This window comes from Streptomyces malachitofuscus (genome assembly GCF_055571035.1).
This window is the reverse complement of the sequence record NZ_JBVIGA010000012.1, coordinates 60,349-87,012: the sequence shown is the minus strand read 5'-3', so window position 1 is coordinate 87,012 and position 26,664 is coordinate 60,349. Positions and strand designations below refer to the sequence as shown.

Here is a 26,664-nt window from a genome sequence, read left to right as displayed (position 1 = left end):
CCCCGGCGTCACCGTCCCGCCTCCGGGACGGGTACGGCCGGGGTTCGCGAGAGGTGCAGTTCGCGCAGGATCCGGTTCAGGTCGGCGGGAGCGGCGGCGAGACGTACCGGGGTGCCGGCGTCATCCAGTTCGGCCACGTGCCAGCTGCCCGGGACCGTGTCGGCGTCGCCTTCGCGGATCCGGCGGACCCGGGTGAGGGTGAGGCGCGACGCCGGGATCGGGCGGGCCGCGAAGCGGCCGGGGCCGGGGTGCGGGGTCACCGCGGGCGGGCCGTCGCCGCCCACGACGACGTGGGTGCCGAAGTGGTGAGGGTTGTAGTCGGTGGCGTCGAGGAAGCGGGCCGGCAGGAAGACCGCATCCTCCGACGGCACGGCGGGGCGTGACCCGGGCACGCCGGGCTCTCCTGGCTCTCCTGGCTCTCCTGGCTCTCCTGGCTCTCCGGGCGGACGGATACGGGTGGCGCGCCAGGCCCACAGCAGCAGGGTGAGTGTGGTCAAGGTGCCCAGCGACGTCCAGGCGGCCGTCGCGGGCGAGGCGAACAGCGCTCCGGGGTGCAGGTAGCACAGGGGCAGGAGCCACAGCGCCGTGACGCCGAGGGACGCCCCGAAGGGGAGCACGGACGGCAGGACCTCGCCGTCGGGGCGGTGCCGCCCGCGCACCAGGAGCAGGACGCGGGCGGCCGGGTACCCCGCGGCGAGGATCAGCGCGGCCGCGAGCATGGCGAAGTCCCCGGCGCCGGGGGTGTGCTCGTGCCACACATGTCGGTCTCCCGCGACCTCCTTGACCACGCCGCGCCACACCGTCAGCCGGACGCGGTCGCCGGCGCGGAACGCCTCGGCCGCCTCCGACGACACCGCCAGCCGCTCGGTCGGGCGGTCGTCGGCGAAGTACAGCCAGCTGGTCTTCTTGGGGAGGTGCGGTTCCGTGCGCTCGATCACGGCGCGGACGGTGCCCAGACAGTCACCGCGCTCCGCCGCCGGCGTCCCGGGCTCGCAGGGGGCGGCCGACTCCCACTCCCGTTCGTACGCGCCGGCGTCCGGGACCGTCCGCACGGCGAGGGCCGCGCCCGCCAGCAGCAGGACGCACGCGACGACGGAGCCGAGCCGGCCGCTTCCCGTGGTGCGGCCCGAGACGACCGTGAGAGGGCCCGATTCCGAGCTCGCCGTTCCGGAACCGTGCCGGCGGTGCAGTGCGCGGAGCCGGTTCAGCGTCGCGTCGAACTCCTCGGTGTGCGGGGTCCAGGCCTGCGGCAGCACCAGCTCCCACCGGCGCCCGTCCCGGAGCAGCGCACTGACCCGGCGGCTCTCCTCGCCGCGGGCCAGGTGCGCGTACCTGACCCGGATACGCAGCTCCGCCACCTCGCTCCAGGGCACGCTCCGGCGGTGCAGCAGGGTGCGGGAGTGCAGGCCGCCGCCGTCGGCGCCGACACGGGCGGTGACCCGGTGCAGGGCGGCGAACCCCACGAGCGCGCACAGCAGGCCGGGGACCAGCCAGGGGAGCGTGCCGGTGTGCGCGGCCAGCACCGCCGCCGCCGTCGCTCCGGTCCCGCCGAGGCCGGCGAAGGCCCACAGGGTGCGCGTCCACCGGGGACGGCAGCTCACTTCCCAGGTGTCCGTCATACGAGAAGACTTGCAACAGCGGGCCGGTGTGCGCTTGTGCAGGGTGCGGCAGTCTTGCGCCCGGTCACGTTGCCGACTGCGGTCACCGTCTGGTGTGGTGGTTCCGGGGGCCGCGGCTCGGGAAGGATCGATGACATGATCATCTTCGGTACCAAGGGGTATCTGTACCAGCTCGCGATACTGACACTGGTGTGCGCCCAGTGCGGGAATCCCGCCGCGCACACACTCAGGAAGCGGGTCACGAAGTTCACCCTGTTCTTCGTACCGCTGTTCCCGGTCTCCACCAAGTACGCGACGCAGTGCACGTTCTGCGGTGCCGAGAACAAGGTGACCGCGGAGCAGGCCGAACAGCTCCAGGCGCAGGCCGTCGGTGGCGGACAGGGCGGGCAGGGGTACGGGCAGCCCCACCCCCGGCAGCCCTACCAGTCGTAGCCCCGCGAGCCGTGCCGGCCGGGGTCAGCCGTCCCACGCCGCGTCGTACGGGTCGCGCGGGGCGGGGACCGGCGCGGCGCGGGTGACCTCGAAGTACGGGACCGGGCCGTCGTTGACCGGGTCCGTGGTGCGGCGCGGGGTGTAGGTGCCGGTGACCTCCAGCCAGGTGTCCGGCCGCAGGACCGGGGGCAGTTCCCCGGCCAGGGCGATCTTGACGGGCTGCGCGTCGGCGGCACAGCAGTTGAGGCCCATGCGGACCAGGTACGGGTCACCCGAGCCGCTCATCGCCACGAAACCGGTGATACGGATGGGACGGCCCCGGAGGTGCCGTCCGTTGTCGTAGACCGCGCGGGCCGCGTACTCGCCGACGCCGAGACGCAGGGGGCCCCGGGCGGGGAGCTCGGGGAAGCCCAGTGGCTTCTGCAGGGCCGTACCGGTGTGGGTGGCGCTGTAGGAACCGAGGGCCGGCGGGGCGACCAAAATCAGGGCGAAGAGGGGGACGGCGAGGAACCAGGCGACCCGGGGTTCCCGGTGCGACTCCCCCGGGTGCGGAGGGCGCCGCCACTCGTACCAAACCGTGGCCGCCGCCGTCGCGATCAGGACCACGCCGGACAGCAGCAGCAGCGGACGCAGCCCTGCCTTGACGTACCGCAGATGGAGGTCGGTCAGGCCGGCGTGCAGCACGGTCGCGCCGAGCAGGAACAACAGGGCCGCCTGGGCCTGGCCGTCGAGCCGGGTTCTCACAGCAGCACCGCTCCCGTCAGCACCGACACGGCCACCGCCAGCACGAAGGTCGCGGGCGCGAAACGCAGCGCGAAGGAGCGGCCGAACGTGCCCGCCTGCAGGGCGAAGAGCTTCAGGTCGACCATCGGCCCCACGACCAGGAAGGCGAGCCGCGCCGTCAGCGAGAACTGGGTCAGCGACGCCGCCACGAACGCGTCCGCCTCCGAGCAGATCGACAGCAGCACGGCCAGGACCGCCAGCACCAGCACCGACAGCACCGGGTGGTCGGCCGCCGCCTGCAGCCACTCCGCCGGAACCACCGCCTTCAGGGTCGCCGCCGCCATCGCGCCGACCACCAGGAAGCCGCCCGCGTGCATCACGTCGTGCCGCACCGAGCCCCAGAACGCCGCACCCCTGCTCTGCCCCTCGTACGACGAACGGGAGGGCGGGCGCAGCCAGTCGGTGCGGCCGAGGCGCTGCCACAGCCAGCCCATCGCGCACGCCACCAGCAGGCTCGCGACGAAACGGGCCAGGACCATTTCCGGATTGCCCGGGAAGGCGACCGCCGTCGCCGTGAGCACGATCGGGTTGATCGCGGGGGCCGACAGCAGGAACGCCAGGGCCGCCGCCGGCGCCACTCCCCTGCGCACCAGCGCGCCCGCCACCGGCACGGACGCACACTCACAGCCGGGGAGCACCGCGCCCGCCGCGCCGGCGACCGGTACGGCCAGCGCCGGGCGCTTCGGCAGGGCGCGGGCGAAGAACGACGGCGGGACGAACACCGCGATCGCCGCCGACAGCAGGACACCGAGCACCAGGAAGGGCAGGGCCTGGACGACCACGGCCACGAACACCGTCATCCAGCTCTGCATCACCGGGGCGGCCAGGGCGCCGCGGACCGGACCCTGGAACATCACGGCCGTGAGCAGGACCAGGGTGAGGAGGAGCGGGGAGCTGAGGTGAGGGGACTTCTCGGGCGGTGCGTCGCGGCCGGGGGCGGGTGCGGACGGTCCGGAAGCGGGTGCGGACGGTCCGGAAGCGGGTGCGGACGGTTCGGGCTCGAGCCCGCCTGGTCCGCGCGGGGGCGATGTGGTGGTGGCCACGGGCCGGGTGCACCTCCGGAGATGGGCGCGCGAGGGAGCGGGGCCGCTCGGATCCCTGCCCCTTGGTACGCAGGACGGCGCGCGGGCGTTCAGGTCCCCCTGGAACCACCCGTCGCGATGAGGCAGTCTCTTCCCCCGTGGTGAGCCTCCTTCCCAACCCCGCCCTGCCCAGCGACCCTTCCGCGCACATGGTGGTGTGCGGCGACGACGGACTGGCGCACCGCCTCGCCGCCGAACTCCGGGGCGTGTACCGCGAGCAGGTGACCCTCGTCGTGCCGCCGGCCGGCCGCAGTGTGCGACAGCCGATGGTGGGGCGGGCCCGTGCGGTCTCCGCGGCCCTCCTCGACCGGGTCGTGACCGCCGTCAACAACCGGGGCGGCGGCGGCTCCGACGACACCCTGGCTCCCGGTGAGCGGCTGCTCGAGGCCGCCGAGCCGACCGAGGCCGTGCTGGCCGAGGCCGGCGTGGACCGCGCCGCCGCCCTGGCGCTGGTGTACGACGACGACGAGACCAACATCCGCGCCGCGCTGAACGCCCGCCGGCTCAACCCCCGGCTGCGGCTCGTGCTGCGGCTGTACAACCGGCGGCTGGGGCAGCACATCGAAGAACTGCTCGACCAGGCCGCCGAGTTGGCGGGCGGTGCGACTGCCGGACGGGCGGGCGGTGGCGCGGGCGGGAGCGGGGCCGCGGGGGCCGACATCGCCACGACCGTGCTGTCCGACGCCGACACGGCCGCGCCCGCGCTGGTCGCCACCGCGCTCGTCGGCACGAGCAAGGTCGTCGACGCCGACGGGCTGCTGCTGCGGGCGGTGGAGCGTCGGCCGCCGGGCCCGGGAGAGGTCGCCGACCCGGGGCTGTGCACGCTGGCGCTGCTGTCCGCCACGAGCAACGACCCGGCGGGTGACGAGGGCGCGGAGGACAGCGGCGAGCAGGGGCCGCAACTGCTGCCCGACGCGGCGGCGGTGGCGGCGGCGACCGGCCGCGGAACGGTCGTGCTGGAGCAGCTCTCCTACTCCGGGCCGCCGTTGGCCGTGAGAGGGGGCGGGCCGCCGTTCGCCTCGCTGTTCTCGCGGCGGCTGCGGTGGTCGCTGGCGGGGCTGGCCGCCGCGGTCCTCGCGCTCGCCGTCGCGCTGGCCGTGGTGACCCGGGACAACCCGCTGCACGCCACCTATGTGACGCTGCTGGACCTCTTCGCCATCAACGAACCCGCGCACAACAAGTCGCCCGGGCGGCAGGTGCTCCAACTGCTGTCCATGGTGGTCGGGTTGCTGCTGCTGCCGGTCCTGCTGGCGGCGGTGTTCGAGGCGCTGGGGATGTTCCGTACGGCGTCGGCGCTGCGCAAGCCGCCGCGCGGGCTGAGCGGGCACGTGGTGCTGCTCGGGCTGGGCAAGATCGGGACGCGGGTGCTGACCCGGCTCCGGGAGCTGCACATCCCGGTGGTGTGCGTGGAGGCGGACCCGGAGGCGCGCGGGGTGGCCGTGGCTCGGCGGTTGCGGGTGCCGGTGGTGGTCGGGGACGTGACGCAGGAAGGCGTACTGGAGTCGGCGAAGATCCATCGCGCGGACGCGCTGCTCGCGCTGACCAGTGTGGACACGACCAATCTGGAGGCGGTGCTGTACGCGCGGTCCGTGCGGCAGGATCTGCGGGCGGTACTGCGGCTGTACGACGACGACTTCGCGAAGGCGGTGTACCGGACGCTGCGGACGGCGCACCCCGGTGCGCCGACGCGGAGCCGGAGTGTGTCGCACCTGGCGGCACCGGCGTTCGCCGGGGCGATGATGGGGCGGCAGATCCTCGGGGCGATCCCGGTGGAGCGGCGGGTGCTGTTGTTCGCGGCGGTGGTGGTGGGCGGGCATCCGCAGTTGGAGGGGCGGACGGTGGGGGAGGCGTTTCGGGCCGGGGCGTGGCGGGTGCTGGCCCTGGATACGGCGGTACCAGGGGATGCGAGGGCCGGGGCCGGGGCGGGGGCCGGGGTGGCTGAGGCGCCGGGGGGCGGGCTGGTGTGGGATCTGCCGGACACGTATGTGCTGCGGGCGGGGGATCGGGTGGTGCTGGCGGCCACCCGGCGGGGACTGGCGGAGCTGTTGGGGCGGCGGGCCCGGAGCACGAGGTAGCGCTTGCCGCTGGGCGGGGGTGTGCTTCGGGTTCCGTGCGCTTGGGCTGGGCGGGGGTGGGTTTCGCTTCCCCGCGCTTGCGGGGTGCCGCTGCGCCCACCCGTGCCGCCCCAGCGGCACAACTGCCCGCAGCTACGCGGGCACGACTGCCCGCGTAGCTGCGCGGGGTACAACCGCACGCAGCTGCGGCGGCCGGGTGGGGCGGCGGGGTCAGACGGGGAGGTGTCTGGTGGCGAAGTCGAGTTCCAGTCGGACTTGTTTGATGCGTTCGTCGACGACCAGCGAGCCGTGCCCCGCGTCGTAGCGGTAGACCTCGTGGACCGCGTTGCGGGACTCCAGGCGCTTGACGTAGTTCTCGATCTGCTGGATGGGGCAGCGGGGGTCGTTGACGCCGGCCGAGATGTAGACCGGGGCCTTCACCCGGTCGACGTAGGTGATGGGGGACGAGGCCTCGAAGCGGTCGGGGACCTCTTCGGGGGTGCCGCCGAGCAGCGTGCGGTCCATCGCCTTCAGCGCTTCCATCTCGTCGTGGTACGCCGTGACGTAGTCGGCGACCGGAACCGCCGCGATGCCCATCGCCCACGCGTCCGGCTGCGTGCCGAGGCCCAGCAGGGTCAGGTAGCCGCCCCAGGAGCCGCCGGTGAGGATCAGCCGGGCGGGGTCCGCCAGGCCCGAGGTGATCGCCCACTCGCGGACCGCCGCGATGTCCTCCAGCTCGATCAGGCCCACCCGGTGCTTGAGGGCGTCGGTCCAGGCGCGCCCGTAGCCGGTGGAGCCACGGTAGTTGACGCGGACCACCGCGTAGCCGTGGTCGACCCAGGCCGCCGGGCCCGCCGCGAAGGAGTCGCTGTCGTGCCAGGTGGGGCCGCCGTGGATGTCGAAGACGGTCGGGAGCGGACCAGTCGTGCCGGCCGGCTTCTGGACCAGCGCGTGGATGCGGCCGCCGGGGCCCTCCACCCAGACGTCCTCCACGGGCACCGACCCGGGCGACTTCATCCCCGGCGGGTCGAGGACCACGCCGCCCGCCGTGGAACGCACCGCCGGCGGCTCGGCGGCCGACGACCACAGGTACTCCACGCTGCCGTCGGGGCGGACCGTCGCACCGGAGACCGCGCCGCGCGGGGTGGGGATCTTCACCAGCCGGCGCTCGGTCAGGTCGTAGCGGAACAGCTCGCCGCGGGCCTCGAAGCCGTGGGCGATGAGCAGACCGGTGCCGTCCGGATACCACTCGGCGCTCACGTCGCCGGGGAGCTCCAGCACGAGGTCCGTCTCCTCCCCCGTCGCCACGTCCCAGACCAGCGGCTCCCAGCGCCCACGCCGCTGGTGACCGATCAGCAGCCGGGTGTCCCCCTTGACCGGCGCGAAGCCCAGCACCTCCAGACCGAGCTCCTCGGTGCCGCCCCGGGTGTCGTCGAGCTCCGCCACCGTCGTGCCGTCGGGGCGCATCACCCTGAGCGCGGAGTGCATCGCGTCGCCGTGCTCGGTGTGCTCCACGGCGATCAGCGAACCGTCGTGGGAGAGGTCGCCGACGCCCGCCGACTCGCGGTGCCGGTACAGCTCCACCGGCGCGTCACCGGTGCGGACCAGGTGGATCGTCGTACCGTCCTCGTCCGTGGAGCGGCCCACGACCGCCGTACGGCCGTCCCTGCCCAGCGCGAGTCCGGCAGGGTAGGACGGGTCCAGGCCCGGGGCCGCGAGCTCGTCCTCGCCGCCGGAGAACCGCTGGCGCCGCCAGACGCCGAACTCGTCGCCGTCCTTGTCGTCGAACCACCAGATCCAGTCGCCGTCCGGCGAGAGCACCCCGTCCGTCGTGCCGTTGGGCCGGTCCGTCACCTGGCGCTGCTCACCGGTCGCCCGGTCCCAGGCGTACAGCTCGTACGTCCCCGTCGCGTTCGACACGAACAGGGAACGGTCTGGGGCGTCCTCGGCCCAGTCGGGCAGGGACACCCGGGGCGCGCGGAAGCGCTTCTCCCAGTCGGGCATGTCCGCGGCGCCCTGTTCCATTCGATCGGTCTGGTGGTCCGCCCGGTCCGGCGCCTCGGACCCGTTGCTCTCAGTCATGACCCCATACTGCCCGCCTCGGGGGACATCGTGCGGCAGAGGTCCCCAGCCTGTGGACAACTTCCCCCGGATCCTTCACCGGCCCCCCGGCTCCGCCCGGTCCGACCCGCCGGACGCGCCTCCTCCGCGAGCCGACCCCGCGACACGGGAACCGCCCGCGGGCCCGTACCGTTGAGGGCGTGTACCGGTTTCTGCTGACGCCCCGCTGGTGGGGGATCAACGTCTTCCTGCTGCTCTCCATCCCCTTCTGCATCTTCATGGGGTCCTGGCAGCTGGGCAGGTTCGAGGACCGGGTGGACAGCCACCGCGACGCCGAGGCCCGGATCGCCACCGACAAGCGGGAGGCGGCCCGGCCGTTGGACGACCTGCTGCCGGTGACCAAGGCCACCTCCGGCAAGCAGACCACCGCGAGCGGCCGGTACGACACCCAGCTGCTGGTGCCCGACCGGAAGCTGGACGACAGGGACGGCTACTACGTCCTGACCCTGCTGCGCACCGACACCGGCCGCGCGCTGCCCGTCGTACGGGGCTGGCTGCCCGGTACCCCCGACCCGGCCGACGTGCCCCCGGCACCGACCGGTGAGGTCACCGTCACCGGCGCGCTCCAGGCGTCCGAGACACCCGGCAGCAACGGCGTCAGCGCCCGCGGCGGCCTTCCGGAGGGACAGACGTCCGCGATCAGCGCGGCCTCACTGGTGAACCTGGTGCCGTACGACGTCTACGACGGCTGGGTCACGCTCAACCGCGGGGACGCGGGGATGAAGGCGGTACCGGCGTCCGCGCCGGACGGCACGGGGCTGGACCTGAAGGCGTTCCAGAACCTGGGCTACACCGCCGAGTGGTTCGCCTTCGTCGGCTTCGTGATCTTCATGTGGTTCCGTCTGCTGCGCCGCGAGGTGGAGCTCGCCCGCGACGCGGAACTGGGCCTGATCCCGGACGAGGACGCCCCGGACGAGGACGCCCCGGACGAGGACGGCTCGGACGAGGACGGCGGCAACGACACGCCCCGTCAGCCGACGGGCGTCAGCAGCCCCGTCCAGTAGACCGTGCCCGCGCAGGCGTTGCTCACCGTCGTGGTGGCCGAGCTCGAGCCCGTCGACGCCGTGTACGTCACCGCCACGCTGCCCTCGGCGCCGCCGTCCTCCGCGACCAGCTGAGTGCCCGTGCCGCTGTCGGAGGTCCCCGCGGAGGCGCCGGCCGTGGTCGTCGGGTCGCCGCTGGGCGTCGGTTCGGCCGAGGGGCCGCTGGTGCCGCCGCCCACGGTGTCGCCCGGGGTGGGGCAGGTCTCGGAGGGCACCCAGGCGAACTGCACCTCGTACGCCGCGCCCGGTTCGAGCACCTGCTGCGCGGACTCGAGGGAGGGGTCGGGCAGTCCGGCCGCCGCGTCGCCCGCCACATGCCGCGTCGAGCTCACCTTGCCGGCGGAGGCCGCGCCCTGGGGGGTGACGTTCAGGACGCCGGGGCCGTCGACGGTACAGCTCGCGGTGGAGACGTTGGTGACCCGGAAGGAGCCGTAGACGGCGCCCGTGGATTCGGGAGCGGCGCTGCTCGCGACCGCCGGTCCGAGCTGGGCGGCGGTGCAGACGGGCGCCTGGGCCGAGGTGCCCGCCGTGGGGTCGGCGCCCTCGGTCGTGCCCGCGCCGGAACCGGTGCTCCCGCCGCTCTTGTCCTCGTCCTTCTTGTCACCCTTGCCGGTGCCCTCGACCTCGTTCGAGGGCCCGCCCGCGGTGCTTTCGCCACCGCCCTGGTCCTCGCCCCGTCCTGTGCCGCCCTGCGTCTGCGAGGCGTGGCCGACCGCGGACGGGTTGGCGTCGGAGCCGGAGCTGGTCGAGACGTGGACGAGGGCGGGGACCGCGGTGCCCACGAAGAGGGCGGCGGCGGCCATGCCCACCAGGGCCTGGCGCTTGCGTGCCCGGCGGGCCGGGACCGCCCGGCGCAGATACTCCAGGGTGCCGTCGCCCGGCTCCACCTCGCGCACCGCCTGGTGCAGCAGGCTGCGCAGTTCCAGCTCGTCCGAGCCGAGCCCCTCGGGGCCCTGTTCGTCCCGGCCGTCGTTCACAGTTCCGTTCCCAGCGTGCGTCTGCTTCAGCTCTTGCTCGTGCGGCGTCCCGGCCCCGGACCGGCCCTCACCGGACCGCGCACCGCCCTCACCGGACCGCGCACCGCCCTCGTCGGACCGCGCGCCCTCCGCCCCGGACCGCACGCCGTCCCCGCCGGGCACCGCGCCGTCCTCGGACGTCGGTGCGGCGTCGGAGGCGGGCGAGCCCTCCGGCTCACGGTCCTCGTGCCGCGCGTCCCTGGCCTCGCTCATGCCGGGGTCTCCATGGCCAGCCGCAGGGCCGCGATACCGCGCGAGCCGTACGCCTTCACCGAGCCCAGCGAGATGCCGAGCGTCTCGGCGACCTGCGCCTCGGTCATGTCCGCGAAGTAGCGCAGCACCAGCACCTCGCGCTGACGGCGCTGGAGCCCTTTCATCGCCTTGATGAGGGAATCGCGCTCCAGCTGGTCGTAGGCGCCCTCCTCCGCGCTCGCCATGTCGGGCATGGGCTTGGAGAGCAGCTTGAGGCCGAGGATGCGGCGGCGCAGCGCGGAACGGGACAGGTTGACGACCGTCTGGCGCAGGTAGGCCAGGGTCTTCTCCGGGTCACGGACGCGCTTGCGGGCGGAGTGGACGCGGATGAACGCCTCCTGGACGACGTCCTCGCAGGAGGCGGTGTCGTCGAGGAGGAGCGCCGCGAGTCCCAGCAGCGAGCGGTAGTGCGCGCGGTAGGTCTCGGTGAGGTGGTCGACGGTGGTGCCGGCAGCGACGGCGTCGTCCGCGCCGTCACGCTGACCTGGTATGCGGGCGGGGCGCGCGGCGGGCATGGGTGCGATCACCGGCATGCCGCCGCCGGACGCGCCGGGCATGCGGGGTCGGAGAGCCTGGCGTGGCGGCCGGAGGGCCGTGCCACGCGGCGCTGTGAAGTCGAGTACCTCAGCCACGTCAGTTGGACACGCTTCCCCCCGTAAGGGTTGTACGTGCCGGGCGTCACTTTTGCGGCGGCCGGTACGGCCGCCCGCCCGCCCGCGTCAGGCAGCACCACCGTAAGCGCTTCCAAAGCCCTCATGCGTCCCGCTCTTCCCCTGTGTCCCATACGAACGGGCGTCCCCACGCCCGGTTCCAGACGTCCCCACGTCTGAAAGGCAGCGTCCCCACGCCCCGGAAAGGGTGACCGCAAAGACGCTCCCCGCCCTCTGCTTGGTTGCAGAAGGCGGGGAGGTGCATCCTCATGCAATCCTCGATGGCCGGACGGACACGTTTCAAGTGGTCCAGACCGAGAACCGCGGCTCACAAGACTTACACAGATCCTACAAATGATTCCTGTGTGATCCAGAACTTTTCACTGTTCGACGACCACGAGTTCGGCGATCTGCGCGGTGTTGAGCGCCGCTCCCTTGCGCAGGTTGTCCCCGCACACGAAGAGCTCCAGCGCCGTGGGATCGTCCAGGGCCCGCCGTACCCGTCCGACCCAGGTCGGGTCGGTGCCGACGACATCGGCGGGGGTGGGGAACTCCCCCGCGGCCGGGTTGTCGAACAGGACCACGCCGGGTGCCGTGGCGAGGATCTCGCGCGCCTTGTCGACGGTGACCTCGCCCTCGAAGCGGGCGTGCACGGTGAGGGAGTGCGTGGTGACCACGGGGACGCGGACACAGGTGACCGCCACGGGCAGGGAGGGCAGGCCCAGGATCTTGCGGGTCTCGTCCCGCACCTTCATCTCCTCCGACGACCAGCCGTCCTCGCGCAGCGACCCGGCCCACGGCACGACGTTCAGCGCGACCGGCTCAGGGAACGGCCCGGTGTTGTCCCCCACGGCCCGCCGCACGTCGCCGGGGCTCGTCCCCAGCTCCGTGCCGGCCACCAGGGACAGCTGCTCGCGCAGCGTGCGCACGCCCGCGTGTCCGGCGCCGCTGACCGCCTGGTACGACGAGACGACCAGCTCGCGCAGGCCGAACTCGGCGTGCAGCGCGCCCAGCGCGACGATCATCGACAGGGTGGTGCAGTTCGGGTTCGCGACGATCCCGCGCGGACGCCGCCGTACGGCGTGCGGGTTGACCTCGGGCACGACGAGCGGCACGTCCGGGTCCATGCGGAACGCCCCGGAGTTGTCCACCACCACCGCGCCCCGCGCGGCGGCGACCGGCGCCCAGCGCTCGGCGACCTCGTCGGGCACGTCGAACATCGCGACGTCGACGCCGTCGAAGGCGTCCTCGGTGAGCGCGACGACCTCGACCTCCTCACCGCGCACGGCCAGCTTGCGGCCGGCCGAGCGCGGGGAGGCGATGAGTCTGATCTCGCCCCAGACGTCCGCCCGCTGGGACAGGATCTGAAGCATGACCGTGCCGACGGCCCCGGTCGCTCCCACGACCGCGAGCGTCGGCCGCCCGGAACGTCCGGGTCCCGCTGTCGCGGCCATCAGCGGCCGGTGCCTCCGTAGACCACGGCCTCGTCGCTGTCGGAGTCCAGGCCGAAGGCGGAGTGCACGGCGCGGACGGCCTCGGGCACGTCGTCCTTGCGCGTGACGACCGAGATGCGGATCTCGGAGGTCGAGATCAGCTCGATGTTGACGCCGGCGTCGCTGAGCGCGGTGAAGAAGTCGGCGGTGACGCCCGGGTTGGTCTTCATGCCCGCGCCGACCAGGGAGATCTTGCCGATCTGGTCGTCGTAGCGCAGGGAGTCGAAGCCGATGGCGCCCTTGTTCTTCTCCAGCGCGTCGATGGCCTTGCGGCCCTCGGTCTTGGGCAGCGTGAAGGAGATGTCCGTCAGGCCCGTGGAGGCGGCGGACACGTTCTGCACGACCATGTCGATGTTGATCTCGGCATCGGCGATCGTGCGGAAGATCGAGGCCGCCTCGCCGGGCTTGTCCGGCACGCCGACGACCGTGACCTTGGCCTCGGAGGTGTCGTGCGCGACACCGGAGATGAGAGCCTGCTCCACCTGCTTGTCCCCTTGCTTCATCGGCTCGCTGCTGACCCACGTGCCCTGCAGTCCGCTGAAGGACGAGCGGACGTGGATCGGGATGTTGTACCGGCGGGCGTACTCCACACAGCGGTGGAGCAGCACCTTGGACCCGGAGGCCGCGAGCTCGAGCATGTCCTCGAACGCGATCCAGTCGATCTTCCGGGCCTTGCTCACCACGCGCGGGTCGGCGGTGAACACACCGTCGACGTCCGTGTAGATCTCGCACACCTCGGCCTCGAGGGCGGCGGCGAGGGCGACGGCGGTGGTGTCGGAGCCGCCGCGGCCGAGCGTGGTGATGTCCTTGGTGTCCTGGCTGACGCCCTGGAAACCGGCGACGATGGCGATGTTGCCCTCGTCCACCGAGGCCTTGATCCGGCCCGGCGTGACATCGATGATGCGGGCCTTGTTGTGGACCGAGTCGGTGATGACACCTGCCTGGCTGCCGGTGAAGCTCTGGGCGTTGTGGCCCAGGTTTTTGATCGCCATGGCCAGCAGGGCCATGGAGATCCGCTCTCCGGCGGTCAGTAGCATGTCGAGCTCGCGCCCGGCAGGGATGGGGGAAACCTGCTCGGCGAGATCGATCAGCTCGTCCGTCGTGTCGCCCATCGCGGAAACCACGGCGACCACCTGGTGGCCGTTCTTCTTGGCTTCCACGATCCTCTTGGCGACGCGCTTGATGCCCTCGGCATCGGCTACGGAGGAGCCTCCGTACTTCTGCACGACAAGGCCCACGTGCGCTCCTCGCTCAGTCCGTCGTTTTCCACAGTCCGCCCACATATGTGTGCGCTGCGGTCGGCTCAGTCTATCGAGCGTCCGAAAAACCCCTCCGCGATATCGCATGGTGAGACTCCCCGGCGCTCTTGCAGGGGGGCTCATGCCCATCCCGACGCGGACCACTCGGAAAAGTGCCCCGCGTCACAATCCGCCTCCACCCCGACGGCACCATCCGGCCACCGCTCCGATGCCGCATGATCATTCCATGACGCGACCCACGGAGAGATCGGACGAGCTGCCCCGGGCGGCGAAGGACAACGACACCGCGCTGGTGACGCGGCTGCTGGAGTCGGGCGTCGGCGTGGACGCGATCGACCGGGAGGGGCGGACGGCCCTGGACCTGGCGGTGCAGGAAGGGCACGCGGAGATGGTCCGGCTGCTGCTCGACGCGAACGCCGACACCGCGGGGCACGCGGGGCCGTACCACGACCTGACGCCGATGGCCGAGGCGGCCATGTTCGGCCGCAGGGCGGTCGTGGAGGTCCTGATCGACGCCGGAGTGTCCATGCGGGCCCCGGCGAACCGCATTCCCTACGTCCCTCTGATGCTCGCGGCGACCCACGGGCACACGGACGTCGTGGAACTGCTGCTGGACCGCGGCGCGGACATCGAGGACCGGGACTTCAAGGGCTGGTCACCGCTGGAGTGGACGGTCTCGTCCGGCCGGGTGGCGATGGTGCGCCTGCTGCTCGGCCGCGGCGCCGAACCCACGGCGAGGGCGACGGCTCACGCGCACGCCAACGCGACGAGGCACCCGGAACGCGCCAAGGAGTACGCACAGATCCTCGACGCCCTGCGCACCGCCCGCGGCGGGTGACCCGGTGTCAGGTGACCGGGCGGACGCCCAGGGGGGCGCCGATTTCCTCCGCCATGACCTTGCCCGCCTCGAACTCCAGGGTGTCGTCGCCCATGCCCTGGTCGGTGTCGAGGCCGTCGAGTTCGGCGAGGGGCTGGTTCAGGCGGACGTGGGCGACGACCGACTGCAGCGCGCGCAGGGTCGCGGAGGCGGTGGAGCCCCAGTTGGAGAAGTAGGAGAACTGCCACCACCACAGGGCCTCCGACGTGCGGCCGGCGCGGTAGTGGGCCATGCCGTGGCGCAGGTCGGTGATGACGTCGGTGAGGTCGTCGGAGATGCGGGCCGGGACGGGCGCCTTGCGGGGCTCGTACGGGTCGAAGACCTCGGAGTAGACGTCGATCGGGTCCAGCATGCGGGCGAGGTTCTCGCGAAGCTGGTCCACGTCGGGCTCGGGTCCCGGGTCGGGCTCGTAGCGCTCGTCGGGGACGATGTCCTCGTGGGCGCCCAGGCGGCCGCCGGCCAGGAGGAGCTGGGAGACCTCCAGGAGCAGGAAGGGGACCGCCGAGTCCGGCTCGTCGCCCTTCGCGACCTCCGTGACGGCGACCAGGAAGCTCTCGATCTGGTCGGCGATCTGGACCGCGAAGTCGTCCGGGTTCTGGTGCGTCGCGTGCAGCGTGGCGTCAGACATCTAGGAGTCGTCTCCCCTCGAAGGCGCGACCGAGGGTCACCTCGTCCGCGTATTCCAGGTCGCCGCCCACCGGGAGGCCGCTGGCCAGGCGGGTGACCTTCAGGCCCATGGGCTTGATCATGCGGGCGAGGTACGTCGCCGTGGCCTCGCCCTCGAGATTCGGGTCCGTGGCCAGGATCAGCTCCGTGACCGTGCCGTCGGCCAGGCGGGCCAGGAGCTCCCTGATGCGCAGGTCGTCGGGGCCCACCCCGTCGATCGGGCTGATCGCGCCGCCGAGGACGTGGTAGCGGCCGCGGAACTCACGGGTGCGCTCGATGGCCACGACGTCCTTCGGCTCCTCCACGACGCAGATGACGGCCGGGTCGCGGCGGGTGTCGCGGCAGATGTTGCACTGCTCCTCCTGCGCGACGTTCCCGCAGGTCGCGCAGAAGCGGACCTTCGCCTTGACCTCCATCAGCGCGTGCGCGAGGCGCCGCACGTCCGTCGGTTCCGCCTGCAGGATGTGGAAGGCGATCCGCTGCGCGCTCTTGGGACCGACGCCGGGCAACCGCCCCAACTCGTCGATGAGGTCCTGGACCACGCCTTCGTACAACGGACTGCCGTCCTTCCTGGTGTGTCTTCAGTACGTACCGTAGAGGCCCGCGGGCCGTCTGAGAAAGGTCAGAAGGGGAGACCGGGGATACCGCCGCCGCCGAGTCCCTGGGCCAGCGGGCCGAGCTTCTGCTGCTGCAGCGCCTGGGCGTTCTCGTTGGCCGCCTGGACCGCCGCGACGACCAGGTCCGCGAGGGTCTCGGTGTCCTCCGGGTCCACCGCCTTCGGGTCGATCTTCAGCGCCCGCAGTTCGCCGGAGCCGGTGACGGTGGCCTTCACCAGACCGCCGCCCGCCTGGCCGTCGACCTCCGTGCGCGCCAGTTCCTCCTGCGCCCTGGCCAGGTCCTGCTGCATCTTCTGGGCCTGCTGGAGCAACTGCTGCATGTTGGGCTGACCACCACCGGGGATCACGATTCAGCTCCTTGGTCGGTCCGTCGGTCCGTGTTTCGGAGTTCTCACGGTTTTGCCGTTCGGCACGAGCCTACGTGGTCCGGACGGGCGTCGCCCCAGCACTCTTTCGGGTGAGTTCGGCTGAGGGCCCTATACCTGATCACGGCCTTCTTCCGGGGGAAAGAAGGGACGAACCCCCGACGCGGCCACCCATTGGGCGGTAGGAAGGGTCGACGCGACGGACACGATGTGTCACAGCGCGCGTACGGAAGGTGTTGGGCAGGGTCGGCAGGGGTCAGCAGGGGTCAGCTCAGTAGGGAGATACCGGGTGGGTCAGCCGGAGATGCAGCCCGAGGGTCGGCCTCAGGACCGGCGGGGCGAGGGGGCGGCCGGACCGCGGCCGGGCGATCCGACCGGGCGGGAGTTCCCGCTCGGCGACTGGGGCGAACCGGCGGCCCGGCTGGACGAGCTGTACCGGTGGGTGGAGCGCGGCGCGCTGGACACCGCCGCCTGGTATCTCGAGGACCGGGCGTGGAAACGGCGGTGCGCGTGGGCGCTGCGGACCGGGACCGCGGCGGGCGCGCTGGCCGGGGCCGCGCTGCCGCTGCTCGATCTGACCCGGGTGGCCGACGGGTCCGCGCCCTGGGGATATGTGGCGCTGCTGCTTGCGGTGGCGTGTGTCGCCGGGGACCGGTTCTTCGGGATGACGTCCGGCTGGATGCGGGACGTGGCGACGGCGCAGGCCGTGCACCGGCGGCTGCAGACGTTCCAGTTCGACTGGGCGTCGGAGTGCATCCGCGAGGTGCTGGGCCCGACGGAGGGCACGGCGAGCGAGGCGGCCGAGCGGTGCCTGTCGGTGCTGCGGCGCTTCTCGGAGGACGTGACGGAGCTGGTGCGCGTCGAGACGGCGGACTGGATGGTGGAGTTCCGCAGCGGTGGCGCGCCGCTGGGCGTCCAGACGGCACTGGCGGGAGCGGGGCGCCCGGAGGGCCCCGTGCCGCACGGCCGTTTTCCGTCCCCGCCGGGACCGGCGCGCCCTAACATGCCGAGGCAGCGCCCGCCCGAGCCCCGCTGAGCCGCACCGGGCGCGGGTCCTGTCAGTCGCGGGTGTAGGTGAGCTGTTCGCCGTTGCCGGTGCTCACGCGCCTCAGGGAGCCGTCGGGAAGCAGGGTGATCTCGCTCGCGGAACCCGGGGTGCAGGCGCTGCGCGGCCGGCCGACCGTGACGGACGACGGGCCGATGTCCAGTGTGCCGCCGGAGCTGCCGGTGAGCCGGGCCTCGAAGACGCAGTGGTAGGTGCCGTTGCCGGTGGGCCCGTCGGCGACGAGGGACATCACCGTGTCGCCGACCTCGCCCTGCTGGACGGTCAGCCGGCGGCTGTGCTGCCCGCTCGCGTTGTCGATCGTGGTGGACCAGCTGCCGAGGAACTCCGTGGGGACGGTGCCGTCCGCCGGCGCCGAGGTGCTCGGCTGCCCGGTGTCGGCCGACGGCCCGCTGCCGGGTGTGCTCGGCTCCGTGCTCGGGGGCGCGCCGCTCGGCGAGGAGGGGGCCGACGGGTCGCCGCCGGCGCGCTGGTCGCCGTCGCCGCCGCTCATCAGCGCGTACACGGTGCCGCCCGCGGCGAGGGCGACGACCAGTGCGATCACGACGAGCAGCGCGGTGGAGCGGCCGTCCCTGCGCGGCTCGGACGCCGGTCCATACGGCAGGGACCCGAACGGCGGCGGGCCGTACGGCGGGGTCTGGCCCGCCCCGTAGCCGTGGTACGGGTAGCCGTACGCGGGCGGCTGGGGGTGCTGCTGGGCATGGCCGTACGCACCGCCGGGGGTGGGGCCGGGGGGCGGGGTGGGGGTGTTCTGGCCGGCGACCAGGGTGGGGAGGTGGTTCACGCCCGGCTGTCCCGGCGGCGGCGGGGCGGGGGCCGGCGGCGCGGCGGAGTCGTCGGCCGCCCGGGCGTGCTCCGGGGTACCGCCCGGAAGCTCGGCGCCGGGGTCCCCGGTGCGGTCCGGTGCGGCGGCGGGGCCCGCCCCGGACGGCCCGGTCGACCCGGCGGCGGGCACCGCAGAGTGCGCGGACCCCTGCGGAACCTGCCGTTCCGCGCCCGGCCCGGGCGCCCCCGGCTGCCCGTCGGCGGACGGCGCAGAACCGCCACCTGGCTGCCGCGCACCCGGCCCACCGGGAACAGCCGCCCCGGGCACAGCCGACTGCCCGGCGCCGGGAGGCGCAGGCACACCGCCCGGCCGGTCCGCACCCGGCGCACCGGAAACGGCCGACTGCCCCGCAACAGGCTGCCCCGGCCCCGGGTGCCCGGCGGCGGGCACCGCCGCATGCCCCGGCCCGGGCGGCACCTGCTGCCCGACGCCTTGCCCGGCAGGAACGCCTGACCCTTGCGCCCCCGGCTGCCCGTCCGCGGGCGGCGCAGCACCACCGACCGGCTGCCACCCCACCGGCACACCGGGAAGAGCCGCACCCGGCTGCCCGACGCCCGGCCCGGCCGCACCCGGCTGCCCGCCCGGTGCCGGCCCCGGCGCGGGCTCGGGCGCCTCCGGGTCCTCCGCGTCGAGCAGGCGTACGGCGTGACGGCCGAGCTGGGCGACCAGGGCACTCGGGAGCCAGGGGTCGCGGGAGCGGCCGTCGACGACGGTGTCCTCCGCGCCGGTGCGCTGCAGCACCTGGTCGAGGGTGGGCCGCGCGGCCGGGTCCTTCCGCAGACAGTCGCGTACGAGCTCGGCGAGGCCCTCGGGCACCCGCTCCAGGTCGGGTTCCTCCTGGGCGATGCGGAACATCAGGGCGTGCACCCCGCTGTTGGCGGTGCCGAAGGGAAGCGCGCCGGTCGCGGCGTACGCGAGCACCGAGCCGAGGCAGAACACGTCGCAGGCCGGGGTGATGCGGTCACCGCGCACCTGCTCCGGGGCCATGAAGCCGGGCGAACCGACGAGCGCGCCGGTGCGGGTGAGCCCGCCGTCGGTCACCGTCTCCAGCGCCCGCGCGATCCCGAAGTCGATGACGCGCGGACCGTCGATGGTGACGAGGACGTTGGACGGCTTGAGATCGCGGTGGACGATCCCGGCGGCGTGGATGTCCTTCAGTGCGTGCGCGAGACCGGCGCCGAGGATGCGCACCGAACGCTCGGGCAGCGCCCCGTGATCGTGCCCGACCACCTGCTGGAGGCTGGGCCCGGCGACATACCCGGTGGCCACCCAGGGCACGGACGCCTCGGTGTCCGCGTCCAGCACGGGCGCCGTCCAGTCGCCGCCGACCTGCCGGGCGGCCCGCACCTCCTGGCGGAAGCGCGCCCGGAACTCCTCCTGCCGGGCCAGCTCCGCCCGGACCAGTTTCACGGCGACCGTGCGCCCCCGGTCGGAACGCGCGAGGTAGACCTGCCCCATGCCGCCGGCGCCGAGCCGCGCCAGCAGCCGGTACGCCCCGATTCTCTGCGGATCCCCGGCCCCGAGCTTGTCCATCGCCGCGCCGCCTCCCCCTGCAGTGAGCAACAGATCGAGGATAGTGGCGGGCCGGTGCCCGGGTGGATGGGCGTTGTCTACGGTTCCGTAACAGGCGGGCCGAGCGCGTCGAGCACTTCGGACAGCCGTTCCAACGCCTCTACCGCCCGGGCGAGTTCCTCCTCCCCGTACGCCTTCTCGTACGCCTGGGCGAGCCGTTCCGCGAAGGCCGCGTGACCGGGGTCGATGCGGCGGACCGCGGCCCGGCCCTCGTCGGTCGGGGCGAGGAGTTTGGCGCGGCGGTGGGCCGGATTGGGCCGGTACTCGGCGAGTGCGCGCTGCACCAGCAGGTCGGCGATGCGCTGCACGCTCTGCCGGGTGATGCCCATGGCCCTGGCGATCCCGGAGACCGGCAGCGGCTCACCGAGGATCGCGCCGAGCACCTGCCACCAGGCGGCGGTGATCCCGGCGGGGCGGGCCAGGTTCTCGGCGACCGCGAGGAACTGGCCGTTCAGCCGGAAGGTGCCGAGCGCGCCCCGGCTGAGCAGGTCCTGCCGTTCACGGCTCACCGGCTCAGCGCCTCCTCGTACGCGGCGTACGCCTCCGGGTCCGAGTCGTGGAACAGCCGGTACCAGGCGTCGGTCACCTTGTCGTCGTAGGCGCCGAGCAGCCGGAAGACCTCGCGGGCGAAGGCGACGGGCTCGGTGGGTCCCGCGGTCACGAGTCCGCCGTCGGTGACGGCGTCGGCCTCGACGTACCGCCCGGCGCCCGCGTATCCGGTCATCGCGAGGTAGGGGGCCGCACCACTGGTGTGCGCGCGGTCGTCGAGCAGTCCTTCCCGGGCGAGCCCGGCGGTGGCCCCGCAGATCGCGGCGACGGGCACACCGGCGTCGAGGAAGGCACGGGCGGTGCGGGCGAAGGGGGCGAGGTCGTCGCTCTCGTCCCAGCGGGCGGCGCCGGTGAGGATCAGCAGCGAGCTGTCCTCGGGGCGCAGGTCGCCGAGCGCGAGGTCGGACAGCACCCGGAGTCCGCCGGCGCTGGTGACGGGCGCTCCGGACGGGGTGACGGTCCGCACCTCGTAGCCGGCGAGCGCGAGGTGGGCGGTGGTGTGACCGGTCTCCCAGTCGGCGTAGGTGTCGTAGAGGGCGAGGTGCACGGGCTTGCGGGTCATGACCGCTCCCTTGGTGGTGGCGAGTGTCGGGCCTCCCCGGACATGACAGCAGTCTGTCATGACGACATATGCTGTCAATCATCTTCCGGAGCCGTCGACAACATGTCGCGGAAACCCCCCGACCGCAGACAGGCCGCCGATGTCGCGGACCCGCCGCCCCCGCCTACCCTCGGCGGCATGACCCCTCAGCCGAACCCCGAGGCCGGCGCCGCCGTCAAGGCCGCCGACCGTGCGCATGTGTTCCACTCCTGGTCCGCGCAGGAGCTCATCGACCCGCTCGCCGTCGCCGGGGCGGAGGGGTCGTACTTCTGGGACTACGACGGCAGGCGCTATCTCGACTTCGCCAGCGGACTCGTCTACACGAACATCGGCTACCAGCACCCGAAGGTCGTCGCCGCCATCCAGGAGCAGGCGGCCCGGATGACGACGTTCGCGCCCGCGTTCGCCGTCGAGGCGCGCTCGGAGGCGGCCCGGCTGATAGCCGAGCGGACCCCGGGCGACCTGGACAAGATCTTCTTCACCAACGGCGGCGCCGACGCCGTCGAGCACGCCCTGCGCATGGCGCGCCTGCACACCGGGCGCCCCAAGGTGCTCTCCGCCTACCGCTCGTACCACGGCGGCACCCAGCAGGCCGTGAACGTCACCGGCGACCCCCGCCGCTGGGCCTCCGACAGCGGCACGGCCGGGGTCGTGCACTTCTGGGCGCCGTTCCTGTACCGCTCGCGCTTCTACGCCGAGACCGAGGAGCAGGAGTGCGCGCGGGCGCTCGAGCACCTGGAGACGACGATCGCCTTCGAGGGGCCGTCGACCGTCGCCGCGATCATCCTGGAGACCGTTCCGGGAACGGCCGGCATCATGCTGCCGCCCGCCGGCTACCTGGCCGGTGTCCGCGAGCTGTGCGACACGTACGGCATCGTCCTCGTCCTCGACGAGGTCATGGCCGGGTTCGGGCGGACCGGGAAGTGGTTCGCGGCGGACCTGTACGACGTCGTGCCGGACCTGATGACCTTCGCGAAGGGCGTGAACTCCGGCTATGTGCCGCTGGGCGGTGTCGCCATCAACGGAGCCATCGCCGAGACCTTCGCCAAGCGGCCCTACCCGGGCGGCCTGACGTACTCGGGACACCCGCTGGCCTGCGCCGCCGCCGTGGCGACCCTCAACGTCATGGCGGAGGAGGGCGTCGTCGAGAACGCGGCGGCCCTCGGCGCCTCCGTCGTCGGGCCGGGGCTGCGGGAGCTGGCCGAGCGGCACCCCTGCGTGGGCGAGGTCCGCGGCGTCGGCATGTTCTGGGCGCTGGAGCTGGTGCGCGACCGGAAGACCCGGGAGCCGCTGGTGCCGTACAACGCGGCCGGTGAGGCGAACGCCCCGATGGCCGCCTTCGCCGCCGCCGCGAAGGAGGGCGGCATCTGGCCCTTCGTGAACATGAACCGTACCCATGTGGTGCCGCCGTGCAACGCGAGCGAGGCGGAGCTGAAGGAAGGGCTGGCGGCGCTGGACGCGGCCCTCACCGTGGCGGACGGCTACGTGGAGTAACCGTGCGGGCGGGCCGGCGTCACCCGGCCGGGACGGGCACGAGGCGGCTTTGCCCTCGTGCCCGTTCGAACGTCCCGCCCCTCACCCGACCGCGTAAGGTGGCGTGCCCGCGGACATTCACCGTGCACGGCACTCGAACGCGATGAGGGAGACGCCCCGAACATGCCCGGCAGCAGCGGCACTGGCGCCGTGACCCGCAGCACCCTGCGGCAGCAGATCGCCGACGCGCTCCGTGACGAGGTGCTGGGAGGGCGGCTCCAGCCCGGGCAGGAGTTCACCGTCAAGGAGATCGCCGAGCAGTACGGCGTCTCCGCGACCCCCGTCCGGGAGGCCCTGGTCGACCTGTCGGCGCAGGGGCTGCTCGACGCCGACCAGCACCGCGGCTTTCGCGTGCACGAGTACTCCGCCGACGACTTCCGCGGCATGATCCAGGCCCGCAGCCTGGTGATCGACGGCATGTTCCACGCGCTGACCGAGGGCCATCTGGCGCAGCTCCGGCCGGACGAGCCCCGGGTCGCCGCCGCCCTCGCGGGGGTGCGCCGACGCGGCGAGGAGGCCCAGCGTGCCGCCCTCGCCGGCGAGGTCACCGTGCTCATCGGCTACGACCTGCGCTTCTGGCGCGAACTCGCGTCCGTCTTCGGCAACCCCTACCTCACCGACTTCCTGCACCGGCTCCGCGTCCAGGGATGGGTGTACGCGGTGCAGCATCTGCGGCGGATTCCCGATCTGCGGGGGCGGCTATGGTCCGAACACACCGATCTGGTCGATGCGCTGGTGCGCCGTGACACCGATTCCGCCCGCGCAATCGTGGAGGCGTACAACGCGCATGCGCTGTCCCTCGTCGAGGGCCTGACGGCCGGTGGGATGGGTAAGGGACCTGCACAACGGTCCGCACGGGGGGAGCCGCCCCGGCCGGGCGCGGATACCCTTCCCTGACCAGGACGACCACCCCGACGACCGCGCGATGCGAGGAGCCCTCTTTTGGCCTGTGACCTGTGGCTGGTACCGCTCGTCGACGTGTTGTGCCACACGCCCGACAATCCCTTCGCCGAGGAACTCGCGCAGTACAACGCGGTGCTGGCCGACGCGGGCCTGCCACCGGTACCGGTGTACCAGTACATGCCGGGACTGAACGGCGAGGTGGCTCCGGTCGCGGGGTTCGACTACGACGCGCTGCATTTCCTGCGCCGGGTGTACCTGCTCCAGGTGTGCGGACTGCCGGTCACACCGGTGGACGAACTGGGCGGCGACTACGAGCAGTTGCTGGAGATGTTCGAGACGACGGCCCAGCAGTCCCACCTGGTCTGGCACTACGACCACGCGGGCGCGTACGTCCCGCTCGACTTCCCGAATCCGCTCTCCAGTGACGAACTCCTCGCCGGCGGCGGCCCGTTGGGCTCCTCCCACGCGCTGCTGCGCGAACTGGAGCTCGTCGCCCCGGCCATCGGCATCGACCCGGCGAACCCCCCGGCGGCTCCCGAGCCTCCGCGCGGCCCGACGGAGCTGGAGGAGCCGGCGGTGCCGGCGGTGCCGGCCCCGTACGACCCCAGCCCCTTCGCCCGTGAGCGCCATGTGTGGCTGGGTCTGCACGCGGCGGCGACACGGAGCCTGGCGCAAGGCTCGATGATCGTCTTCAGCTGAGGCTCACCGCACCGCGGCGAGGCCCTTTCGGCTCACCCACCGGGGCACCTCGGAGCTGTCCCGCATGCGCAGGACCAGCACCATCGTCGTCCGCCGCCCGCCGAGTGGACCGAAGTAGGCGGCTTCCGGCTGCAGCCGGTCGAGGATCCCCGTGACCTGCTCGGCCATCTTCCCGCCCTCAGGCCATGCCTGTGCTCCGGTGCCCGCGCGGGCACCGGAGCACAGGCGGCAGCGCTCTAGAGGAACGAGTTGATCTCGATCGTCTCGGTGCGGCCCGGGCCCACGCCGATCGCGGAGATCGGGGCGCCGGACATCTCCTCCAGGGCCTTGACGTACGCCTGGGCGTTCTTCGGCAGGTCGGAGAAGGACTTCGCCTTGCTGATGTCCTCGCTCCAGCCCGGCAGCATCTCGTAGACCGGCTTCGCGTGGTGGAAGTCCGTCTGCGAGTACGGCAGCTCCTCGACGCGCTTGCCGTCGATCTCGTACGCCACGCAGACCGGGATCTGCTCCCAGCCGGTGAGGACGTCGAGCTTGGTGAGGAAGAAGTCCGTGAGGCCGTTGACCCGGGTCGCGTACCGCGCGATGACCGCGTCGAACCAGCCGCAGCGGCGGTCACGGCCGGTGGTGACACCGCGCTCGCCGCCGATGCGGCGCAGGGCCTCGCCGTCCTCGTCGAACAGCTCGGTCGGGAACGGGCCGGCGCCGACGCGGGTGGTGTACGCCTTGAGGATGCCGATGACCCGGCTGATCTTCGTCGGGCCCACGCCCGCGCCCGTGCAGGCACCGCCCGCGGTCGGGTTGGAGGAGGTGACGAAGGGGTACGTGCCGTGGTCGATGTCGAGCAGGGTGCCCTGGCCGCCCTCGAAGAGGACCACCTTGTCCTGCTCCAGCGCCTGGTTCAGCACCAGCACCGTGTCGGCGACGTACGGGGCGAGCTTGTCCGCGTAGCCCAGCAGCTCCTCGACCACCTGGTCCACGGCGATCGCGCGCCGGTTGTAGAGCTTGGTGAGCATCTGGTTCTTGACGTCGAGGGCCGCTTCGACCTTCTGGGTGAGGATCGACTCGTCGTACAGGTCCTGGACGCGGATACCGACGCGGTTGATCTTGTCCGCGTAGGTGGGGCCGATGCCCCGGCCCGTGGTGCCGATCTTGCGCTTGCCGAGGAAGCGCTCGGTCACCTTGTCCACCGTGACGTTGTACGGCGTGATGATGTGAGCGTTTCCGCTGATCAGGAGCTTCGACGTGTCGACGCCGCGCTCGTTCAGACCGCTCAGCTCGGAGAGCAGGACCGACGGGTCGACGACGACGCCGTTGCCGATGACCGGCGTGCAGCCGGGAGACAGGATTCCGGAAGGGAGCAGGTGAAGGGCGTACTTCTGGTCGCCCACGACTACCGTGTGGCCGGCGTTGTTGCCGCCCTGGTAGCGCACCACATAGTCGACGGAACCACCCAGCAGGTCCGTCGCCTTTCCCTTGCCTTCGTCACCCCACTGAGCACCGAGCAGCACAAGTGCGGGCACGCGCGTACACCCCTTCCGGGCGGGGCATGTCCAAGGTCAGGGGCGCACACGGAGGATCACCGCCGCGTGCACCGCGACCACCGTTGGCCGCCAACCGTCGGACCGGATGCCCCGGAATAGACGAAGCCCCTGGCGCAATAGCGCAAGGGGCTCTTGCACAAAGATGCTACCCGAGGAAGCGAGGCATGGCCGAGGTGGCGACTTCCAGGACCTTCTCCGCGACGTCCGATCAGCTCCTGGTGGTCATCGATCCGGTCGCCCGGCGGGCGGACGGCGAGTCCGTCCGGATCGCGAAGGACGTGCTGAGCGCGGGTGCGGCGGGCGCGAAGGTGTGTCTGCCGGACGATCCGGAGGAGTTCGCGCGGGCGCTGGCACGGCGCGGGTCGCGACGGCCGGTGGTGGTCGGCGACGACCGGGCCCTGGTACGGGCGGTGACGCTGCTGCACCGGCGGCGGGAGCTGGCCGGGTGTGCGCTGTCCCTGGTGCCGGTGGGCGGCGCGGTCTCCCTCGCCCGGTCGCTGGGGGTGCCCGCTGGCGCGGTGGCGGCGGCGCGGGCGGTGCTGGACGGGGCGGAGCGGCGGATGGACCTCCTCGTGGACGACAGCGACGGCGTGGTGCTCGGCGCGCTGCGGATCCCGCCGGTCGGGGGTGTGACGCCGGTGCGGGAGGGGGCCGGCGGGACGGGGCGCCCCTGGCTGCGGACGTACCGGTCGCTGGTGCGGACCCTGGTGCCCGCGCGGCCGTCCGGGGCCGTGTCCGCGCCGGAGGGCGGGCCCGCGCGACTGCGGGTGGAGGTGGACGGGGAGACGCTGGTCGATCTCGGGCAGCCGGTGGAGGGCGTCTCGGTCATGCCGGGCGCGCCCGGCCGGGCCCAGGTGGAGGTGCGTCCGGCGTCGGTGGGGGCGGAGGCGTCCCCGCTGTCGGCGGAGGGGCGCACGGTGACCGTGTCGGGCGCGCACTTCCGCTACCGGGCGGACGCGGTGGTGTCGGGTCCGGTGCGGACGCGGACGTGGGAGGTGCGGGAGGGTGCCTGGGGGCTCACGGTGCCGTCGCGATGACGGGCACGCCG

25 protein-coding genes are annotated in these 26,664 nt (G+C 73.0%); 9 read left to right on the top strand and 16 right to left on the bottom strand.

Annotated features, from left to right (window positions below):
* Positions 1-8: 8 nt before the first annotated feature.
* Entirely contained in the window at positions 9-1,619 is a 1,611-nt protein-coding gene (locus ACZ44S_RS18975) for a PH domain-containing protein (RefSeq protein WP_466930423.1), read from the bottom strand.
* 135 nt (positions 1,620-1,754) lie between these two features.
* Here ACZ44S_RS18975 and ACZ44S_RS18970 point away from each other — a divergent pair, with 135 nt between their 5' ends.
* Entirely contained in the window at positions 1,755-2,051 is a 297-nt protein-coding gene (locus tag ACZ44S_RS18970) for a zinc-ribbon domain-containing protein (RefSeq protein WP_466930421.1), read from the top strand.
* A 24-nt stretch (positions 2,052-2,075) separates the two neighbouring features.
* On the opposite strand, the gene ACZ44S_RS18965 is transcribed toward ACZ44S_RS18970, so the two are convergent.
* Entirely contained in the window at positions 2,076-2,795 is a 720-nt protein-coding gene (locus ACZ44S_RS18965; protein ID WP_466930419.1) for a TIGR03943 family putative permease subunit, read from the bottom strand.
* Positions 2,792-3,877, bottom strand: coding sequence for a permease (locus ACZ44S_RS18960; RefSeq protein ID WP_466930418.1), 1,086 nt, complete (start codon positions 3,875-3,877; stop codon positions 2,792-2,794). Before ACZ44S_RS18960 ends, ACZ44S_RS18965 begins: the two co-directional genes overlap by 4 nt.
* Before the next feature lie 188 nt (positions 3,878-4,065).
* Here ACZ44S_RS18960 and ACZ44S_RS18955 point away from each other — a divergent pair, with 188 nt between their 5' ends.
* Positions 4,066-5,991, top strand: a complete 1,926-nt coding sequence (locus ACZ44S_RS18955; RefSeq protein ID WP_466930687.1) for an NAD-binding protein — start codon at positions 4,066-4,068, stop codon at positions 5,989-5,991.
* 210 nt (positions 5,992-6,201) lie between these two features.
* Here ACZ44S_RS18955 and ACZ44S_RS18950 read toward each other — a convergent pair whose 3' ends face one another.
* On the bottom strand, positions 6,202-8,052 hold the full coding sequence (locus ACZ44S_RS18950) for a S9 family peptidase (RefSeq protein ID WP_466930415.1): 1,851 nt from the start codon (positions 8,050-8,052) through the stop codon (positions 6,202-6,204).
* Positions 8,053-8,231: 179 nt separating this feature from the next.
* Here ACZ44S_RS18950 and ACZ44S_RS18945 point away from each other — a divergent pair, with 179 nt between their 5' ends.
* Positions 8,232-9,095 carry an SURF1 family protein gene (locus ACZ44S_RS18945; protein ID WP_466930412.1) on the top strand — a complete coding sequence of 288 codons (864 nt, stop codon included), beginning with the start codon at positions 8,232-8,234 and terminating at the stop codon, positions 9,093-9,095.
* On the opposite strand, the gene ACZ44S_RS18940 is transcribed toward ACZ44S_RS18945, so the two are convergent.
* From ACZ44S_RS18940 to ACZ44S_RS18925, 4 genes are all read right to left on the bottom strand, one after another.
* Positions 9,062-10,363 carry a hypothetical protein gene (locus ACZ44S_RS18940; RefSeq protein ID WP_466930409.1) on the bottom strand — a complete coding sequence of 434 codons (1,302 nt, stop codon included), beginning with the start codon at positions 10,361-10,363 and terminating at the stop codon, positions 9,062-9,064. The two genes, ACZ44S_RS18945 and ACZ44S_RS18940, sit on opposite strands and share 34 nt — an antisense overlap.
* Positions 10,360-10,935: a SigE family RNA polymerase sigma factor gene (locus ACZ44S_RS18935; protein WP_466930685.1), complete on the bottom strand. Its 576-nt coding sequence runs from the start codon at positions 10,933-10,935 to the stop codon at positions 10,360-10,362. Before ACZ44S_RS18935 ends, ACZ44S_RS18940 begins: the two co-directional genes overlap by 4 nt.
* A gap of 497 nt (positions 10,936-11,432) precedes the next feature.
* Entirely contained in the window at positions 11,433-12,506 is a 1,074-nt protein-coding gene (locus ACZ44S_RS18930) for an aspartate-semialdehyde dehydrogenase (RefSeq protein WP_466930405.1), read from the bottom strand.
* Positions 12,506-13,783, bottom strand: coding sequence for an aspartate kinase (locus ACZ44S_RS18925; RefSeq protein ID WP_190164805.1), 1,278 nt, complete (start codon positions 13,781-13,783; stop codon positions 12,506-12,508). The genes ACZ44S_RS18930 and ACZ44S_RS18925 overlap by 1 nt, the downstream gene beginning before the upstream one ends.
* 247 nt (positions 13,784-14,030) lie before the next feature.
* Between ACZ44S_RS18925 and ACZ44S_RS18920 the strand changes: the two genes are divergently transcribed.
* Positions 14,031-14,642 carry an ankyrin repeat domain-containing protein gene (locus tag ACZ44S_RS18920; protein WP_466930399.1) on the top strand — a complete coding sequence of 204 codons (612 nt, stop codon included), beginning with the start codon at positions 14,031-14,033 and terminating at the stop codon, positions 14,640-14,642.
* A gap of 7 nt (positions 14,643-14,649) precedes the next feature.
* Here ACZ44S_RS18920 and ACZ44S_RS18915 read toward each other — a convergent pair whose 3' ends face one another.
* From ACZ44S_RS18915 to ACZ44S_RS18905, 3 genes are all read right to left on the bottom strand, one after another.
* The gene (locus ACZ44S_RS18915) at positions 14,650-15,309 is read right to left on the bottom strand and encodes a DUF5063 domain-containing protein (protein WP_190164803.1); all 660 of its coding nucleotides are present in this window, start codon (positions 15,307-15,309) and stop codon (positions 14,650-14,652) included.
* The gene (gene recR / locus ACZ44S_RS18910) at positions 15,302-15,901 is read right to left on the bottom strand and encodes a recombination mediator RecR (protein ID WP_030863096.1); all 600 of its coding nucleotides are present in this window, start codon (positions 15,899-15,901) and stop codon (positions 15,302-15,304) included. Before recR ends, ACZ44S_RS18915 begins: the two co-directional genes overlap by 8 nt.
* A 68-nt stretch (positions 15,902-15,969) precedes the next feature.
* Positions 15,970-16,311 carry a YbaB/EbfC family nucleoid-associated protein gene (locus ACZ44S_RS18905; protein WP_078903235.1) on the bottom strand — a complete coding sequence of 114 codons (342 nt, stop codon included), beginning with the start codon at positions 16,309-16,311 and terminating at the stop codon, positions 15,970-15,972.
* A 307-nt stretch (positions 16,312-16,618) separates the two neighbouring features.
* Between ACZ44S_RS18905 and ACZ44S_RS18900 the strand changes: the two genes are divergently transcribed.
* Positions 16,619-17,365 carry an SLATT domain-containing protein gene (locus tag ACZ44S_RS18900; protein ID WP_466930395.1) on the top strand — a complete coding sequence of 249 codons (747 nt, stop codon included), beginning with the start codon at positions 16,619-16,621 and terminating at the stop codon, positions 17,363-17,365.
* A gap of 22 nt (positions 17,366-17,387) precedes the next feature.
* Here the strand turns inward: ACZ44S_RS18900 and ACZ44S_RS18895 are convergent, their stop codons facing one another.
* The 3 genes from ACZ44S_RS18895 to ACZ44S_RS18885 form a co-directional block, all read right to left on the bottom strand.
* Complete coding sequence (locus tag ACZ44S_RS18895) at positions 17,388-19,751, bottom strand: serine/threonine-protein kinase (protein WP_466930683.1); 2,364 nt, start codon at positions 19,749-19,751, stop codon at positions 17,388-17,390.
* A 77-nt stretch (positions 19,752-19,828) separates the two neighbouring features.
* On the bottom strand, positions 19,829-20,299 hold the full coding sequence (locus ACZ44S_RS18890) for a MarR family winged helix-turn-helix transcriptional regulator (RefSeq protein ID WP_466930392.1): 471 nt from the start codon (positions 20,297-20,299) through the stop codon (positions 19,829-19,831).
* Positions 20,296-20,901 carry a DJ-1/PfpI family protein gene (locus ACZ44S_RS18885; protein WP_466930389.1) on the bottom strand — a complete coding sequence of 202 codons (606 nt, stop codon included), beginning with the start codon at positions 20,899-20,901 and terminating at the stop codon, positions 20,296-20,298. The genes ACZ44S_RS18890 and ACZ44S_RS18885 overlap by 4 nt, the downstream gene beginning before the upstream one ends.
* Before the next feature lie 177 nt (positions 20,902-21,078).
* On the opposite strand from ACZ44S_RS18885, the gene ACZ44S_RS18880 reads away from it, so the two are divergent.
* From ACZ44S_RS18880 to ACZ44S_RS18870, 3 genes are all read left to right on the top strand, one after another.
* Positions 21,079-22,434 (top strand): aminotransferase class III-fold pyridoxal phosphate-dependent enzyme, encoded by a 1,356-nt coding sequence (locus tag ACZ44S_RS18880; protein ID WP_466930387.1) that lies wholly within the window; start codon positions 21,079-21,081, stop codon positions 22,432-22,434.
* Between the two features lie 162 nt (positions 22,435-22,596).
* Positions 22,597-23,370, top strand: coding sequence for a GntR family transcriptional regulator (locus ACZ44S_RS18875; protein WP_466930384.1), 774 nt, complete (start codon positions 22,597-22,599; stop codon positions 23,368-23,370).
* A 45-nt stretch (positions 23,371-23,415) separates the two neighbouring features.
* On the top strand, positions 23,416-24,075 hold the full coding sequence (locus ACZ44S_RS18870; RefSeq protein ID WP_466930382.1) for a hypothetical protein: 660 nt from the start codon (positions 23,416-23,418) through the stop codon (positions 24,073-24,075).
* Positions 24,076-24,078: 3 nt separating this feature from the next.
* Here the strand turns inward: ACZ44S_RS18870 and ACZ44S_RS18865 are convergent, their stop codons facing one another.
* Together ACZ44S_RS18865 and ACZ44S_RS18860 are read right to left on the bottom strand one after the other, a co-directional pair.
* The gene (locus ACZ44S_RS18865) at positions 24,079-24,243 is read right to left on the bottom strand and encodes a hypothetical protein (RefSeq protein ID WP_466930381.1); all 165 of its coding nucleotides are present in this window, start codon (positions 24,241-24,243) and stop codon (positions 24,079-24,081) included.
* Between the two features lie 68 nt (positions 24,244-24,311).
* Positions 24,312-25,595, bottom strand: coding sequence for an adenylosuccinate synthase (locus ACZ44S_RS18860; RefSeq protein WP_190164794.1), 1,284 nt, complete (start codon positions 25,593-25,595; stop codon positions 24,312-24,314).
* Positions 25,596-25,780: 185 nt separating this feature from the next.
* Here ACZ44S_RS18860 and ACZ44S_RS18855 point away from each other — a divergent pair, with 185 nt between their 5' ends.
* Complete coding sequence (locus ACZ44S_RS18855) at positions 25,781-26,653, top strand: diacylglycerol kinase family protein (protein WP_466930378.1); 873 nt, start codon at positions 25,781-25,783, stop codon at positions 26,651-26,653.
* The last annotated feature ends 11 nt before the right edge of the window (positions 26,654-26,664 follow it).

What these genes read in the sequence shown, in the direction of transcription:
- ACZ44S_RS18975 (WP_466930423.1), bottom strand. Translation starts at nt 1,619, where the DNA reads ATGACGGACACCTGGGAAGTGAGCTGCCGTCCCCGGTGGACGCGCACC.
- ACZ44S_RS18970 (WP_466930421.1), top strand. Translation starts at nt 1,755, where the DNA reads ATGATCATCTTCGGTACCAAGGGGTATCTGTACCAGCTCGCGATACTG.
- ACZ44S_RS18955 (WP_466930687.1), top strand. Translation starts at nt 4,066, where the DNA reads ATGGTGGTGTGCGGCGACGACGGACTGGCGCACCGCCTCGCCGCCGAA.
- ACZ44S_RS18950 (WP_466930415.1), bottom strand. Translation starts at nt 8,052, where the DNA reads ATGACTGAGAGCAACGGGTCCGAGGCGCCGGACCGGGCGGACCACCAG.
- ACZ44S_RS18940 (WP_466930409.1), bottom strand. Translation starts at nt 10,363, where the DNA reads ATGAGCGAGGCCAGGGACGCGCGGCACGAGGACCGTGAGCCGGAGGGC.
- ACZ44S_RS18935 (WP_466930685.1), bottom strand. Translation starts at nt 10,935, where the DNA reads ATGCCGGTGATCGCACCCATGCCCGCCGCGCGCCCCGCCCGCATACCA.
- ACZ44S_RS18930 (WP_466930405.1), bottom strand. Translation starts at nt 12,506, where the DNA reads ATGGCCGCGACAGCGGGACCCGGACGTTCCGGGCGGCCGACGCTCGCG.
- ACZ44S_RS18920 (WP_466930399.1), top strand. Translation starts at nt 14,031, where the DNA reads ATGACGCGACCCACGGAGAGATCGGACGAGCTGCCCCGGGCGGCGAAG.
- ACZ44S_RS18915 (WP_190164803.1), bottom strand. Translation starts at nt 15,309, where the DNA reads ATGTCTGACGCCACGCTGCACGCGACGCACCAGAACCCGGACGACTTC.
- ACZ44S_RS18895 (WP_466930683.1), bottom strand. Translation starts at nt 19,751, where the DNA reads ATGGACAAGCTCGGGGCCGGGGATCCGCAGAGAATCGGGGCGTACCGG.
- ACZ44S_RS18885 (WP_466930389.1), bottom strand. Translation starts at nt 20,901, where the DNA reads ATGACCCGCAAGCCCGTGCACCTCGCCCTCTACGACACCTACGCCGAC.
- ACZ44S_RS18880 (WP_466930387.1), top strand. Translation starts at nt 21,079, where the DNA reads ATGACCCCTCAGCCGAACCCCGAGGCCGGCGCCGCCGTCAAGGCCGCC.
- ACZ44S_RS18875 (WP_466930384.1), top strand. Translation starts at nt 22,597, where the DNA reads ATGCCCGGCAGCAGCGGCACTGGCGCCGTGACCCGCAGCACCCTGCGG.
- ACZ44S_RS18865 (WP_466930381.1), bottom strand. Translation starts at nt 24,243, where the DNA reads ATGGCCGAGCAGGTCACGGGGATCCTCGACCGGCTGCAGCCGGAAGCC.
- ACZ44S_RS18855 (WP_466930378.1), top strand. Translation starts at nt 25,781, where the DNA reads ATGGCCGAGGTGGCGACTTCCAGGACCTTCTCCGCGACGTCCGATCAG.